Source organism: Clostridium sp. CTA-6 (assembly GCF_054768115.1).
The window spans coordinates 339,299-353,568 of record NZ_BAAAAU010000003.1; the positions used below are offsets into that span (position 1 = coordinate 339,299).

Annotated in this window: 18 protein-coding genes; 3 read left to right on the top strand and 15 right to left on the bottom strand. The window is 29.6% G+C overall.

The window, feature by feature from the left end:
• Positions 1-214 precede the first annotated feature (214 nt).
• The 3 genes from ACYUDJ_RS06945 to ACYUDJ_RS06955 all read right to left on the bottom strand — a co-directional run bounded on the left by ACYUDJ_RS06945 (position 215) and on the right by ACYUDJ_RS06955 (position 2,384).
• On the bottom strand, positions 215-763 hold the full coding sequence (locus ACYUDJ_RS06945) for a histidine phosphatase family protein (RefSeq protein WP_043031553.1): 549 nt from the start codon (positions 761-763) through the stop codon (positions 215-217).
• A 335-nt stretch (positions 764-1,098) separates the two neighbouring features.
• Positions 1,099-1,905, bottom strand: a complete 807-nt coding sequence (gene arsM / locus ACYUDJ_RS06950; RefSeq protein ID WP_154219213.1) for an arsenite methyltransferase — start codon at positions 1,903-1,905, stop codon at positions 1,099-1,101.
• Between the two features lie 161 nt (positions 1,906-2,066).
• Positions 2,067-2,384: an ArsR/SmtB family transcription factor gene (locus ACYUDJ_RS06955; RefSeq protein WP_003488869.1), complete on the bottom strand. Its 318-nt coding sequence runs from the start codon at positions 2,382-2,384 to the stop codon at positions 2,067-2,069.
• A gap of 445 nt (positions 2,385-2,829) precedes the next feature.
• On the opposite strand from ACYUDJ_RS06955, the gene ACYUDJ_RS06960 reads away from it, so the two are divergent.
• Positions 2,830-3,273: a C-GCAxxG-C-C family protein gene (locus ACYUDJ_RS06960; protein ID WP_043031552.1), complete on the top strand. Its 444-nt coding sequence runs from the start codon at positions 2,830-2,832 to the stop codon at positions 3,271-3,273.
• Positions 3,274-3,487: 214 nt separating this feature from the next.
• On the opposite strand, the gene ACYUDJ_RS06965 is transcribed toward ACYUDJ_RS06960, so the two are convergent.
• From ACYUDJ_RS06965 to ACYUDJ_RS06990, 6 genes are all read right to left on the bottom strand, one after another.
• Entirely contained in the window at positions 3,488-3,691 is a 204-nt protein-coding gene (locus ACYUDJ_RS06965) for a DUF4177 domain-containing protein (protein ID WP_043031551.1), read from the bottom strand.
• A 53-nt stretch (positions 3,692-3,744) separates the two neighbouring features.
• Positions 3,745-4,815 (bottom strand): ACR3 family arsenite efflux transporter, encoded by a 1,071-nt coding sequence (gene arsB / locus ACYUDJ_RS06970; RefSeq protein ID WP_043031549.1) that lies wholly within the window; start codon positions 4,813-4,815, stop codon positions 3,745-3,747.
• A 98-nt stretch (positions 4,816-4,913) separates the two neighbouring features.
• A complete protein-coding gene (gene arsA / locus ACYUDJ_RS06975; RefSeq protein WP_043031546.1) occupies positions 4,914-6,659 on the bottom strand; it encodes an arsenical pump-driving ATPase in 1,746 nt (581 codons plus the stop codon).
• Positions 6,660-6,678: 19 nt separating this feature from the next.
• Positions 6,679-7,050: an arsenite efflux transporter metallochaperone ArsD gene (gene arsD / locus ACYUDJ_RS06980; RefSeq protein ID WP_043031545.1), complete on the bottom strand. Its 372-nt coding sequence runs from the start codon at positions 7,048-7,050 to the stop codon at positions 6,679-6,681.
• 21 nt (positions 7,051-7,071) lie between these two features.
• Entirely contained in the window at positions 7,072-7,395 is a 324-nt protein-coding gene (locus ACYUDJ_RS06985) for an ArsR/SmtB family transcription factor (RefSeq protein WP_043031543.1), read from the bottom strand.
• 386 nt (positions 7,396-7,781) lie between these two features.
• Entirely contained in the window at positions 7,782-8,198 is a 417-nt protein-coding gene (locus ACYUDJ_RS06990; protein ID WP_043031541.1) for an arsenate reductase ArsC, read from the bottom strand.
• Positions 8,199-8,782: 584 nt separating this feature from the next.
• Between ACYUDJ_RS06990 and ACYUDJ_RS06995 the strand changes: the two genes are divergently transcribed.
• Positions 8,783-9,658, top strand: coding sequence for a hypothetical protein (locus ACYUDJ_RS06995; RefSeq protein ID WP_052500381.1), 876 nt, complete (start codon positions 8,783-8,785; stop codon positions 9,656-9,658).
• A 969-nt stretch (positions 9,659-10,627) separates the two neighbouring features.
• On the opposite strand, the gene ACYUDJ_RS07000 is transcribed toward ACYUDJ_RS06995, so the two are convergent.
• From ACYUDJ_RS07000 to ACYUDJ_RS07025, 6 genes are all read right to left on the bottom strand, one after another.
• A complete protein-coding gene (locus ACYUDJ_RS07000) occupies positions 10,628-10,855 on the bottom strand; it encodes a DUF2922 domain-containing protein (RefSeq protein WP_043031539.1) in 228 nt (75 codons plus the stop codon).
• A 20-nt stretch (positions 10,856-10,875) separates the two neighbouring features.
• A complete protein-coding gene (locus ACYUDJ_RS07005; protein WP_003488854.1) occupies positions 10,876-11,097 on the bottom strand; it encodes a DUF1659 domain-containing protein in 222 nt (73 codons plus the stop codon).
• A gap of 179 nt (positions 11,098-11,276) precedes the next feature.
• Positions 11,277-11,456 carry a YvrJ family protein gene (locus ACYUDJ_RS07010; protein ID WP_003488852.1) on the bottom strand — a complete coding sequence of 60 codons (180 nt, stop codon included), beginning with the start codon at positions 11,454-11,456 and terminating at the stop codon, positions 11,277-11,279.
• A 103-nt stretch (positions 11,457-11,559) separates the two neighbouring features.
• Positions 11,560-12,099 carry a sigma-70 family RNA polymerase sigma factor gene (locus tag ACYUDJ_RS07015; RefSeq protein WP_003488850.1) on the bottom strand — a complete coding sequence of 180 codons (540 nt, stop codon included), beginning with the start codon at positions 12,097-12,099 and terminating at the stop codon, positions 11,560-11,562.
• Between the two features lie 18 nt (positions 12,100-12,117).
• On the bottom strand, positions 12,118-13,371 hold the full coding sequence (locus ACYUDJ_RS07020; RefSeq protein ID WP_043031538.1) for a DnaD domain-containing protein: 1,254 nt from the start codon (positions 13,369-13,371) through the stop codon (positions 12,118-12,120).
• Between the two features lie 101 nt (positions 13,372-13,472).
• Positions 13,473-13,673 (bottom strand): helix-turn-helix domain-containing protein, encoded by a 201-nt coding sequence (locus ACYUDJ_RS07025; protein WP_042386246.1) that lies wholly within the window; start codon positions 13,671-13,673, stop codon positions 13,473-13,475.
• A 143-nt stretch (positions 13,674-13,816) separates the two neighbouring features.
• On the opposite strand from ACYUDJ_RS07025, the gene ACYUDJ_RS07030 reads away from it, so the two are divergent.
• Positions 13,817-14,239, top strand: a complete 423-nt coding sequence (locus ACYUDJ_RS07030) for a helix-turn-helix domain-containing protein (RefSeq protein ID WP_003488846.1) — start codon at positions 13,817-13,819, stop codon at positions 14,237-14,239.
• Positions 14,240-14,270: the final 31 nt, after the last annotated feature.

Genomic DNA, 14,270 nt, shown 5'->3' on the forward strand with positions numbered 1-14,270 from the left:
TGAGATTTGTTATAATTGATGAATTGTAATAATAAAATATAGCTTACATACCCTGGGGATCCTTGTGAAACCTCGGGTCGAGCTTGTTCTAAACCTTTCTTTAACGATGAAAGTCAATTAATCATTGGTGATTAGTAAATAATACCTTTAAACATAATTACAACGTCCATATGCTTAAGTCCAAGGCATTCGATATGGACTTTGTTTTCTCTTATCAGTGTTTTTCTAAATTCAATAAATCTGCTAAGGACAATTTAGCAACAACTTCGTAACCATTCCCCTGCCCCAGCGGTTTAACAATTACTGTTCCCATGTCTGGGATTTGGCCCAAACCAATTCCTTTTGGAAAGCTATGAGCGACAATGACCATATTACTACCCTGAGGCGGTATAATTTCCAACCTTGTCTGAAGAGAATCTAGTATTCTTCGTTGCTCTGCAGTAAATAGATTTCCACTTAGCCTATAAATCTGAAACCAAAATGGGTCTATTTGAACATTTGCCGTTCCAAAAGCCAATTGTGCCGTTTCTATGGTTCTACAAAGCGGGCCTGTTAAGACGGGATAATTAATAGGAATTTGTAAATTACGAATAATTTGACCATAGTAAATTGCTTGTCTTCTTCCTGTTTCCGAAAGATTTCTTTGAGTAAAACAGTATAGAAAATTTAGATTAGGTTGGTCTTCTCCAACAGTCGCTTCCCCATGCCTAACATATAGTATATATCCTCCACTCCTTAATAAATCTAGTAACGATCCATTCAATTTAAATTCTCCTTTCCCTGTGCATACATTCTATATCAATAATAATGTATGATAATCAACTCAAAGGTGTTAGCCTATATTTTTAATAGATCTTCTATTACTTTGGTCACTCTTAGAAGGCAATATTTACTGCATATTATGAAATAAAAAAACAAAGCAATACAACTTGTATTCTAACAACAGCTTTATTTAACAAGGAAACTTTGTACAAGTTACTATTTTTCTTTCTACTCGCTACAGTTCTCCAAGCTTTATGTATTCATTTAAGGTCATAAGCGGCACTCCTTACATTCAAAAAAGGAGCAGAAAAAATTTTTTCCACTCCTTTTAAATTATTATTTTATTGCTTTTATTGATGCAGACATAATATATTCTCCAACCTTTAAGTTATGTCCCCATTTTTCAGCATATTCCTTTGAGACTTCTTTAGTTTCAATTTTAATATCACTAAAGCCAGCCTTTTCTAAATATACTTTTAATTCTTCAACTGAAGATGCCCCAGTAACTCATCCACAATAAAGTTTCTCATCTTGCTTCATTTCCTTGGTCAATTCTCTAATAAGAACTATATCAGAAATAGCAATTCTACCACCTTTTTTTAATACACGATAAGCTTCATTATATACTCTTTGTTTATTTGGAGATAAATTTATAACACAATTTGAAATAATTACATCCGCGGTATTATCTGCTACAGGAAGATTTTCAATTTCACCTAATCTAAAGTCTACATTTCTATACCTATATTTCCTAGACATAACTCTTGATTTACTAATCATCTCTGGAGTCATGTCAACTCCAATAATATATCCCTTAGTCCCAACTTTCTTTGAAGCTAAAAAACAGTCAAATCCTCCTCCACTTCCAAGGTCTATAACAGTCTCTCCTTCTTTAATATTAGCTATTAATTGGGGATTTCCACAACCTAACCCCATATTAGCTTCCTCTGGAACAGTTGATATTTCTTCATCAGAATATCCAATCTTACGTGATATCTCTATGGAAGATTTTTTAAGATTAATACTTCCACCACAGCAGCCATCCTCTTTTGCATTTCCAATAGCTATCTTTCTATAACTATTACGGACAGCATTTCTAACATCTACCTTTTTAAAATTATTTATCTTTTTTAAATCACTCATCTTCTTTAAATCACTCATCTTTTTTCCTCCCTACTTTAACTATTCAGTGCTGAACCTCTCACGACTAAAGTCGTAAGGTTCTTAGGTACTATCCAAACTTTTTTTGTAAAACTTCATTATCTTAATGTAATATAATTTAATTCTCTTAACTAAGTTTTTTATTATTTAGATTTTGTTTTATCTTTACAGATACAGTCGTCTGTTTCCGTTATAATATTCATAAAAAATAAAATTAATTTATTACAATTAGTAATATTTAATGAATAATGTGACCATAAGCCTTCTTTTCTAGATTCTACAAGGCCACAATCCATTAAAACCTTCATATGATGAGAAAGTGTTGGCTGTGTAAAATCAAAATGTTCTAATATATCACAAGCACACTTTTCTCCACAGGACAACATATCAATTATTTTTAATCTACTACCATCTGATAATGCTTTAATAATTTTTGCATTATCATCATAATTTAAGTTCATTGAGTTCCCTCCAATACAGATATTTATCTATGCACAGTATAGATCACATTCTATATAGTGTCAATGTACTTTATATTTATCAGCACTAAATATACCCATACATAAACATTCATCCATATAGAAGTATGTTATACAAATAATATATTAAATGTGAACCTGAAAGTATTAACTATACTCTAAGTTATATATTGTGCAAAATAGATTACTTAACACTAATATTATTTAAATACTAATAAAAATCAAATATAAAATTAAAATAATAATTAAACTTATAGACATAACTTTTAAAATTTCTACATAAATAATGTTTTTATTCTAAATCGAGTAAGAGGAAAATAACTTGCAATGCAGAATATTACAATAAATAATAAGTTTATTCATATTGATATGAACTTTAGCTTAGAATAAAAATAGTTTACAACTAAATAATAATTTTGGAGGTAATATGATGGATAATATTGACTTTAATAAAATAAGAGAAGTTGCTGAAAATTACTATAGAAATGGAGATTTTTATTGTTCAGAAGCAGTAGTTAAAACTATTAGAGATGAATTTAAAATAGAAGTTTCAGATGATGCTATAGCTATGGCATCAGGATTTCCAGTAGGGATGGGAGGCTCAGGATGTACTTGTGGAGCTATAGCAGGTGGAATAATGGCACTTGGTATGGTGTTTGGTAGAAAAGAAGCAAAAGACCCTATAGTTGAAAAATCCATGGAACTAAGTAAAAAATTACATGATGATTTTAAAAAAGAACACAAAAGTCTTTGCTGTAGATTTCTAACAAAAGGCATGCAATTAGGTTCAAAAGAGCATATGAATCAATGTATAGCATTTACAGGTGAAGTAGCGGAAAGAGTAGCAAGAATAATAGTAGAAAATAGATAAGTAACAAGAATATATTTTATTTACTGGTGGTAAGCATTTTTATCCTCCATAGAAGCCTATCGGGCATTTTTAGTCTATAATATATATTCTACATAAATAATAAAAATTCTTTTTGTATAAATTTAAAAGGCTGTTTACAAAATATGTTTATAAACAGCCTGAGGAAAATATAATTAATTTTTAATTATCTTTTCATAATTTATATAATTCTCACCTATTCTATACTAAGTGCTCTTTTAAATATTACTGAACCATTATCTGGTTTTGGAATCCATCCTATTCCCTCATGAGGTTTGGTCAAAGCACCTACAAGTTCCCATCCTTCTTTTCCATAATTATTAAGTTCCTTTCGTAAATCTCCGGGCTCACCTAAATTTTGCACAGAATTAATTCCAATAACTTTATATTCCCATTTCATATGCTATAACCTCCTTAATAACTCTAATAGAAGTGTGGTTTAAAATTTATTTATTATTTCTCTATATTTTTCACTGGAAACCATCCCCTTGTATTATTAGCAATTTTAACAAGAGTTAGCATTATAGGTACTTCTGTTAAAACACCAACCACTGTAGCAAGGGCTGCTCCTGATTTTAATCCAAATAATGATATAGCAACCGCAACTGCTAATTCAAAGAAATTACTCGCTCCTATCATCCCTGCTGGCGCAGCAATATCATGAGGTAATTTCCATAGTTTTGCCCATCCATAAGCAATCCCAAATATTAAAAATGTCTGAATTGTAAGTGGCACTGCAATTAATAAAATATGAAGTGGATTATTTAGTATAATCTCTCCTTGGAATGAAAAAATAATAATTAAAGTTAAAAGCAATCCCATAACAGTTATATTATCAAATTTCTTTAAAAATACATCATTAAAATATTTTATTCCCTTATTCTTTATAACAGATTTTCTTGTTAAATATCCTGCTGTAAGAGGTATAACTACAAATAATATAGTTGATAAAATTAATGTGCCGTATGGAACTGTAACATTACTTACTCCTAATAAAAATGCAACAATTGGAGCAAAAGCTATTAATATAATAAGGTCATTTACGGCTACTTGAACTAAAGTATAAGCTGGGTCCCCTTTAGTAAGATAACTCCATACAAATACCATAGCTGTACATGGTGCTGCTCCTAATAATACTGCTCCTGCTAAATACTCTGTAGCAAGACTTGCTGAAATAAAAGATTTAAACACAACCTTTAAGAAAAATGATGCTATAAGATACATTGTAAATGGCTTTATAAGCCAATTAGTAACACAAGTAACTACTAATCCCTTAGGTTTTTTAGTTGCATCTACTATACTACTAAAATCAATTTTTAGCATCATTGGATATATCATAAGCCAAATTAAGAAAGCAGTTGGAATGGATACATTATAATATTCAAATTTATTTAAAGTTTCAGGTATAATAGGAATAAATCTACCAATAAGTATTCCTACTACAATACAAAGTGCTACCCATATAGTAAGATACCGCTCAAATACTCCAAGACCTTTCTTTTCTTTTTTCTTATCTAGAGACATATTATCCCTCCTTAAATTAATATTCTAATCATGCCCTATATAATATTCTAAAAATTCCACTACAAAATTTGTACTGTCACTTTATAGTGGAATTACGCTTATTTTATTAAGCGGTTAAGTATCTCCCCCTTAACTTCCTCAGGCATCCATCCTATAACTGCAAAATTACCTTTAGATATTTCATTCACTTTGTTAATCCACTGTACCTCATTGTTGGCTTTTACCTTTAAGATAGAATTTGTTGTATTGGTTGCATAGAAACTTGAATTGATAACCCACCATTTACTGTGAATACCAGCTCTATTTAAATCTTTCTGCAATCTTAAAGCCTCATAAACAGGAGTAGTTTCAGCTAATGTTGCGATGATTACTTCTGTATTTTCCTCATTTCTAAGCTTAGGTAAAAGCTTCTTAACTGATTCTGGAATATCTCCTTGTGAACGTTGAATTTCTTTATTATAACTTTGAGTAGAGTCTAAAAGTAATAAAGTGTGCCCTGTTGGTGCTGTATCAATAACTACAACCTCATTTTCTGACCTTTCAACTATTTCTGCAAATGCCCTAAATACTGCTATTTCTTGAGTACAAGGTGATCTTAGATCTTCTTCAACATAAGCAATATCATCTTCACTCATGGTTTTTCGTGCTTTGCTTAATACCTCTTCTTTGTATTTTTCTAGTTCCTTTTTTTCGTCTATATGACTTAGAGTTATTCCATAACTTTCATCTAACACAAATTTTAAATGATCTGCTGGATCAGTAGTTGTTAAATGTACTTTCTTTCCTTTCTTAGCTAATCCTACGGCAATTGCAGCAGCTATTGTAGTTTTACCTACACCACCTTTACCCATTGTAAATATTACTTTTTTATCAGTATTATATAAATCTTCTATTACCTTATTTAATTTAGGTACATTAGTAGTGTTTAATTTTTCATCATTATATTTAATATTATTATTCTTTAAAAAAGCTCTTACATTTTCTAAACCTGTTACATTATACGGTCTTAATGGAATTTGAAAAGTTTCAACAGTCTTTAATGATTGTGGAATATCTTCTAATGCTTTTTGTTGTTTAGTATAAATAGCATTAGAAAGATAATCTTCATGCTCTTCAAGTACTCCATTAATAACTAAAACTTGATTGTTTACTCCTATATCTTGGAGTTCTTTAGAAGCTCTTTCAGCCTCCTTTAAAGGTGATACTTCTGGGCGTGATACAAGTATAAGTGTAGTTTTATCCTTATCCGCTAGAGTATTTACTGCATTTTTATAAACTTCTTTTTTGCTTTCAAGTCCTGAAAGCTGTCCTAAACATGAAGCACCATGTGTACTTTCATTAATAAAATTGCTCCATGCTGAAGGAAGCTGTAGCATCCTCAAGGTATGACCTGTTGGCGCTGTATCAAATATAATATGGTCATATTCTTTTTCTACTTTTTTATCAGTTATAAAGGTTGAGAATTCATTAAATGCAGCAATCTCAACAGTACATGAACCTGAAAGCTGTTCCTCCATATTTTTCAAAACTACTTCTGGTAGTTTGCCACGATAAGGAGATATTACACTTTCTCTATATTCAGCAGCCGCTTCTTCTGGCTCAAAGTTTGCAACCACTAAATTAGGAACTTCTTTTATAGTAACTCCCTTATTATTTAATTTTGTATTAAAAACATCTTGAAGATTCGAAGCTGGATCTGTACTAACAAGCATAATTTTTTTACCTTCATCAGCTAAAGTTACTGCTACAGCACAAGCCGTTGAAGTCTTACCAACTCCACCTTTACCAGTAAAAAATAAATATTTAGTTAGATTCATATCTTTCACATTAAATTTTTTAAACATTATATCCCCCTCTTTCTTTTTAGCAACATCCACCTTTACAATTACAACCTTTAGATGGGTTTTTTATAGTAATTTTCAAATAATCTTCTGATATATCCAATAATTCACAAAATTCCTTGTTAGTTGGATACGCTTTTGTTTTTACAATAATACCATCAACCATTGTAACTGGAAGTATTTCTACTCCTTCTTTATTTAGAATTTCATTTATTTCCTTATTGTCCACAAACATTTGTGGATTACTAGTTAGATTATATCTTTCAACTAATATTCCATTATTTTTTAATCTGTTTATTGTTGTAGCTACCCTCAATAATTCTGGATCAACAGATGGACCGCACACTCCTGTTGAACAACACATAGCTGGATCAAAAATTATCATTTTTTTCATTCTTATTCACTCCTCATTTTTTTATTTACAATCACATTTTGATTTATTCTTACAGATACAATCATCTGTATCCGTTATGATATTCATGAAAAATAAAATTAATTTATTACAATTAGTAATATTTAATGAATAGTGACTCCATAACCCCTCTTTTCTAGACTTCACCAATCCACAATCAATTAAAACCTTCATATGATGGGAAAGTGTCGGTTGTGTAAACTGAAAGTGTTCTAATATATCACAAGCACACTTTTCTCCACAGGACAATATATCAATTATTTTTAATCTATTACCATCTGATAGTGCTTTAATAATTTTTGCATTATCATCATAATTTAAGCTCATTAAACCCCTCCTATATAGATGTTTATCTATATATAGTATAGATCACACTCTATATAATGTCAATATGTTTTATGTTTATCAACATTAAATTACTGATACATAAACATTTATCTATATAGGAGTATATTATGCAAATAATATATTAAATGTGAACATGAAAATATTAACCTTGCAAATATAGCTTTTAAAATTTTTATATAGATAATGTTTTTATTCTAATAAAAAAGAGACTATAGGTCATTAATCCCTATAGTCTCTTTTATAAATATAGTAATGTATATTATAAATTTTTTTAAAAACGTTCTGAAAAATCATACTAATTTGTAACCAAATAAATTTTTCTAATTTAATTTCACTAATAAAAAATTTATATGTTTTATCTACATTTACTTATCTAAATCGATTTGTTTATTTTTAATTCTATTTGCTAAATCTTTAATTTTATGTTCTATGATTTTTGCTGTATTAATAAATTCCTCATCACTTTTACCTGTAGGATCTTCTAACCCCCAATCCTCTGTATGTTTTGCTGGTAAAAATGGACATATCACATTACATCCCATTTTTATAGCAATATCGATTTCAGGAATATCATCTAAAAGTTTGGAAGTATGGCATTCATTCATATCCACTCCGTATAGTTTTTTTATAATTCTTACGGCATCCTGATTTATTACTGGTTTAGTTTCTGTTCCAGCAGAATAAGATTCAAAAATATCTGATGCAAATAGCTTTCCTAAAGCTTCTGCCATTTGAGATCTACAAGAATTATGAACGCATATAAAGGCTACTTTGGGTTTCATAAGAAATCACCTCTTTAAATGTTTTCTTATAATCATATTGTATTCTTTATAATTTTTCAATATATACAATTCAAAATTAAATTAAAGAAATTGTATTTACAATTTCTTTACATACCCGGGGATCCTTGCGAAGCCTTGAGTTGAGCTCACTTCCAAAATAAAGGAATTAATCCGAAATGCATCAATAGTGAATAGCCGATATCTCTGGCGTAAACCGCCGTTCAGTCAACCCCGCTCTGGAAGCTATGAAAAAAGAGGTTAAGAAGTTGAGAGATGAAGAAAGAATATCCACCTCCATATGAGGTAATAAAAGAGTCTACGATGGTAATCTAGAAGAGTTATATCGTATTGTGCGACACTGTACGGGGTATATTAAATATTTTTTCTACTTGATTATTAAGTATTTGATTCTATTAGTTTTTAATTGGTCGGGATTTTCCAATATAGGTTTTCCTAAGATTGACAAAGCCAAAATAGACTTTTTCCTGTTTTAGTGAAGATGAACGGATGTTGTGCTTTATGTTGTGCTTTATCTTGAGGCAATTACCATGATGTGCTATATTAACATTAGGAGGCACAGGGACATGATGTTAAATGTATTAAACAATATTTTTTCTAATCGTGAAATCGCAACTGGTATCTGGTTATTGATATTTATAGCATTTGTTTTCATTTCATCCAGAACTAGAAAAGCAGCAAAAGGAGTACTTCGAGCAGCATGCACAAAGAAGCTCGTTATTCCGTTTTTTATAATGATTTGCTATGCTGGATTATTAGTATATTGGTGGACATTTTTATCACTTTGGAAATGGATATATATCAAAGATGTTACTGTTTGGGTATTATTTGCAGGTATTCCAATATGTTTTAAGGCGGTGGAAGAGCATATAGATACACACTATTTTTTCAATATGGTAATTAATAATTTGAAATTTACAGTCTTTGTTGAGTTTATTATCAGCGTTTTTACCTTTAGCCTTATAGCAGAATTGGCTATTATACCTGTCCTTACCTTTATTTTTATGTTAGATGCTGTTGCTGGAATGAAAGAAGAATTTATAATAGTCAAAAAATTATTGACATGGCTATTAGCTATAGCTGGATTTATATTTATCTGCTGTACATTTAAAGAAGCTTTAGCGTCTTATCAAACAATCGGGATTCTTGACTCAATTGTTAGTTTTTGTATTCCAATTATACTTTCGGTATTTTATGTTCCGATTGCTTATTTCTTTGCTGTTTATGCAAAATATGAAATTGTTTTTATTCGAATGAGTTTTAAAGAACCTACAGATAAAACTATTCGGTGTAAGCATAGATTTGCTATCTTAAAAAGTTGTGGATTGTCATACAAGAATCTCTGCCGCTTTGAAGAATATTATATCAAAAATATGTATGTAACAATGAAGCAAACAGAATTTGATAATCTTATTAGGAACTTTAAATCTAATTGCTTCTAATACATACCCATATTTTCTATAGGAGGAATAAAATGCATCCTATTTTATATTATCCTCAAATTAATATTGAAGATAATGTATAGCTTAGTAATGCTATTTTATATTGGGATGAAGTACGTATAATTGTTCCAGGTGGACTTCCTCAATATCAATTATCACCGGAACTAAATTACCTTATGGAGCGGGAGTATTATCATCTAATTGACTCATTAGATTTATTTCAATCAGAAATTATGTCAGCGCTTGAAAAAAAACTATTCAACGCTTGTCAAGGTTACAATTAACTCATAACATAAAATTTAGCACACAAAGTGAAAGATTTTTAAATATACATAAAACTGAGACAGCTTGGCCTGGCTTACATACGATGGTTCATTACAATAAAATTCTATCACATCTGCACGATTTTATGAAAGAACAAGATATTATTCAATGAAATAAAGATAATATCTGGATAAGCATGGATAAAAGGTGCTAAGCCCTTGGTAAAATATCTTGCAAAACTTGAGAGACATATTACTAGGAATTCTTTTGTAATAGGAACAGATCACAGTTCCTATTTGCCGCGTGCTTATAATAAATCTTTTCCTAACTCTAGGGATTTGTGCTTAAATTGCGCCATTCAAAATGTATTAACGATACCCAAAATAAATGTAGGATTTAAAGATGTATTGCTTCTAACTGAGATGACTGTAGGAAATTATTGAGCAACGGTAGGTATTACCACATATGACGCAATGAAAGTTATCACTAAACAGCTTGATTTACGAAAAGAGCCAAATGAGTTATTATCCAATTCGGGTTTTTCGTATCTATACTACGCTAATAGAGCAGGTATTATTAAATAACACCCCTAACGCACAAATGCATTAGGGGTGTTATCATACCAATACCAAATATCGGCTACTCCTAAATAAAGTTCTCCTCTTACTTCCTTATTAAATGCCAACTAATGTGAGAGTTTCTTAACTATTCCTCTACTTTAATTTCTTCTGTATCTGTTGTTATAATCCTAGCAACTTTAAGACTTGAAAGATCTCCATTTTTAGTTTGGAATATGTTCTGATCTATTATAGACTTACCACAATTTTTTATTTCCTCTTCTGTTACATCCTCTTTAACCTTTGGGATCTTTATAGTTGAAGTAGAATCCTCTGTAGTTCTAAAGACTAAATTTAAATATTTTTTTGTACTCATAAGTTATACCCCCTTTTTAATTATTTTAATAATACGTAATTTTCTACTACCCTAGCTTCTGATATGCCCTCTGGCATTAATGGATTTATTGCATCCACTACCTCCATAAGTGCTTCTGGTTCTACAGCTAGTTTTACATTTTTATAGGTAGCCTTTTTCATGATGGCCTTTCCTTTCTTATCTAAGCCATCTTGATATTCTAGAGCCAGATTTCTTTCTAAAAGATTTTTACTTACTGCCATAGTTTGTTACCTCCTTATTTTTTGTTTGTTTTTGTTTTCACCTATATATATGACTAGGAGATATAAACTGCAGTGATTTTTTTAATAAAAGGAGGATATTTTTTTACGTAATCATAACTAAAGATATTCTGAACATATCCGCGTAACAGGTGGTTTTCTAAATATAAAAAGTGAGCATCTCACTTTTTAGTGAAATACTCATCTTTTTGGTGCTCTATAGCTGAAAGTATAGATTTATCAAGGGAATTTAAAGCTTTAGTCAATTCCTCAAGCTTTTTTTCTATCCTTAATAAAAGATATAGAGTAACTGCTATAGGAAATCCCACATTACTTATAAGCATTATTAATTGGTCATACATGGAATTCACCACCCTTTAAGTAGAGAACCCAAATCTACGATTTGGTGTAAATCACTTGCTCAGATGAAGTATGAATCTGAGTTACATTTCCTCTACTCTATCCTTAACTATGCTCTTCAAGTATTTTTTGCAGTTTTTTTATTGCTTTATCTTTAGTGTATCTTACGGAATTATAAGTTTTATTTGTGTCCTCTGCTACTTTATTAAGACTATTATTTTTAATATAAAAATCATTTATAACCTGTTTTTCCTCTTGTGTAAGCTTATCTATTGCTTCATATATCTCCTTTGTTTTTTCATAGGCTATTATTTCATCCTCTATGGTAAACATATATTCATTGCCTTTATTTAATATATTTTCATCTGGTATTTCTCTATGGTGCTTTATCTCTCCTTTTAAGAGAGCTTTATAATTTGTTTTAATTGCATTTATACAATAAGGAACAAACTTACTTTCTTCACCTTTAAACATATTAACAGCCTTTATAACTGAAAGATAACCATGTTGCACCAAATCTTCATACTCATAACATCCTATTCTCCATCTTGATGCCTCTTTCAATATAAGTGGATTAAAATTTTCTATAATTTCATTTAAAGCACTCATATCACCATTTCTATATTTTTCAAGTAAATTATACATTTAAAACCCCCCTCTTTTTTAAGCCATTTCCCAGCCTAATAACTTTCTTTCTAACTTTTCAAAATCATATTCTCTTTGTTCAAAATCATTCCATCTATCCACAGTGTTTTCTTTAGATTTTGTTTTCTTCTTTTTTTCTTTCCATCTTGCTTTGTAAGATTTTATATCCTCAATAGAAGTTAAACCTTTAGAAAACCAAGTATCTAAAATTTTTTCTATGTATCCTATGTTTTTTATATTATTAAATATAGCTTCTTCTATAGCCATAACAATTACATCGTAGCTAAATTTATTACTCCAACCTATAATTTTTTTCCTCTCTATGGGCGCCATTTTGTGTATATTATTTTCAAAAACAGCTATAACATCCCTTATGTTTTTAACATTGGCTCTACAAGATTCAATTTCACCTACTTCTTCCTCTGTAGCTGTTGCATTCTTTCCTGTAGTTGTTGTTATATCTACATCTTTATTAAAATCATCACTTTTTACAGCGTTATTTAACTTAAGCTCTTCTTGACTTTTAAATTCACAATTACTATTTTTGTTTATATTATTATATTTACTCCCTTTTTCTTTATTACTACAACAACTATTGCTTATTACTTCTTCTTTATTATTTATTTCTTTTTGTTTATTATTTATTATTTCTTTACTTACAGAACCCTTATAAGCCCCTTCATCCCCCCTAGCAATATGCTTATTACTAGTTTCTATTTCAATATTTTTATCTATATCTATAGACTTATTTTCAAACTTACTATTTATATTCTTATAACCATAGTCACTATTACCATGGTCAGTTATTGAAATATAAATATCTTTAACTTTATTATTTTTGTCCTTAATAAAACTATCTTCTATTTCATAAAATAATTTATCTACTTCTAATCCACTTTTAGAGTATTGAGAATATAATTCCTTAACAAAATTTCTGTTTTTTATCTTTTTAAGTTCCTTATTCACACATTTAATAGCATTAATATTATTAGGTTCATTATATTTAAACCAATTTAGTATAATAATTTCCTTAGTTTCTTCTGAATAAATTATTTTTTTATATTCCTCAAATTTTTTAATAAGATTATCCACAGTTTCTCTATTATATCCTGTTTCATTCTCTATAATTTTTTTAGGTAGTTCATAAATTCCACATTGTGAAGTATTAGCATTAGTTAATAAGTAGAGATAAAAATATTTTTCTTCTGGTTCTAATTCCACCACAAAACCATCCTTCCAAAATTCTGTATAAAGCTGTCTGTATTTAGCCATTATTATATCCCCCTTATACAATACTATTTTTAATGTTTTATCCGATGACTATTCTTTTTAGCATTAATCTGTTGACTTTTGTAACCTGACAGCAACAACATCTATAAAAAAAATAGCTTGTTTATAGATTCATTAGGAAAAGCCCTAATTATACCTGCTATTAATTCTGGACCAGCCCCCCTTTTTCCATTAATCCACCTACTTATAGTTGCATTTGAAACTCCTGCTTTTTTAGCAAATTTATTTTGTGACCAATTATTTTTATTAATAAGCTCTAAAATATATTTTTTATTAGGTTGCAATTTATATCCCTCCACTTTTGTTTCTATTAAGTTACAATACAATCTTACCAGATACTGTAACCACATGTCAAATATATCACTGCTATTTCTATTGCCTATCGGTAACATTTATTGTATAATTGTTTTGTAGGAGGATTGTTATTATGAAATTTGGTGAATTTTTTAAAAATATTAGAACAGAAAAGGGTCTATCTCAAAGACAACTTGCTGAACTCTCTCACATAAGTAACACAGAAATTTCCCGCATAGAATCTGGTGAGCGCCGAAATCCTTCACCTAATACATTAAAATCACTAGCACCACATCTTGGAATAAGTTATGGTGAATTAATGATTAAAGCAGGTTATATTGATGAAAGTATAGAGCATGAAAAATATACTGAACATATTTTTAGAAAGGCTGATGGAGAATTAGCAGACACCATAAGATTAGCAAAAACTATCCATGATAAAGACTCTGAAATTTTAACTATTATGAATAGAGTTGCCTGTGAATTACCTAAAGAAGATATAAAAGCTATAAAAGAATTTGCAAACTTTTATTTAACTAAAAACAAGAATAAATAATTATTTGTTTTTTCCTTTACTTGGTAATTGA

Excerpts from the sequence above, each read along its gene's own strand:
- ACYUDJ_RS06955 (WP_003488869.1), bottom strand. The coding sequence starts at position 2,384 with ATGAACTTAAATTATGATGATAATGCAAAAATTATTAAAGCATTATCA.
- ACYUDJ_RS06960 (WP_043031552.1), top strand. The coding sequence starts at position 2,830 with ATGATGGATAATATTGACTTTAATAAAATAAGAGAAGTTGCTGAAAAT.
- ACYUDJ_RS06965 (WP_043031551.1), bottom strand. The coding sequence starts at position 3,691 with ATGAAATGGGAATATAAAGTTATTGGAATTAATTCTGTGCAAAATTTA.
- arsB (WP_043031549.1), bottom strand. The coding sequence starts at position 4,815 with ATGTCTCTAGATAAGAAAAAAGAAAAGAAAGGTCTTGGAGTATTTGAG.
- arsA (WP_043031546.1), bottom strand. The coding sequence starts at position 6,659 with ATGTTTAAAAAATTTAATGTGAAAGATATGAATCTAACTAAATATTTA.
- arsD (WP_043031545.1), bottom strand. The coding sequence starts at position 7,050 with ATGAAAAAAATGATAATTTTTGATCCAGCTATGTGTTGTTCAACAGGA.
- ACYUDJ_RS06985 (WP_043031543.1), bottom strand. The coding sequence starts at position 7,395 with ATGAGCTTAAATTATGATGATAATGCAAAAATTATTAAAGCACTATCA.
- ACYUDJ_RS06990 (WP_043031541.1), bottom strand. The coding sequence starts at position 8,198 with ATGAAACCCAAAGTAGCCTTTATATGCGTTCATAATTCTTGTAGATCT.
- ACYUDJ_RS06995 (WP_052500381.1), top strand. The coding sequence starts at position 8,783 with ATGATGTTAAATGTATTAAACAATATTTTTTCTAATCGTGAAATCGCA.
- ACYUDJ_RS07000 (WP_043031539.1), bottom strand. The coding sequence starts at position 10,855 with ATGAGTACAAAAAAATATTTAAATTTAGTCTTTAGAACTACAGAGGAT.
- ACYUDJ_RS07005 (WP_003488854.1), bottom strand. The coding sequence starts at position 11,097 with ATGGCAGTAAGTAAAAATCTTTTAGAAAGAAATCTGGCTCTAGAATAT.
- ACYUDJ_RS07010 (WP_003488852.1), bottom strand. The coding sequence starts at position 11,456 with ATGTATGACCAATTAATAATGCTTATAAGTAATGTGGGATTTCCTATA.
- ACYUDJ_RS07015 (WP_003488850.1), bottom strand. The coding sequence starts at position 12,099 with ATGTATAATTTACTTGAAAAATATAGAAATGGTGATATGAGTGCTTTA.
- ACYUDJ_RS07020 (WP_043031538.1), bottom strand. The coding sequence starts at position 13,371 with ATGGCTAAATACAGACAGCTTTATACAGAATTTTGGAAGGATGGTTTT.
- ACYUDJ_RS07030 (WP_003488846.1), top strand. The coding sequence starts at position 13,817 with ATGAAATTTGGTGAATTTTTTAAAAATATTAGAACAGAAAAGGGTCTA.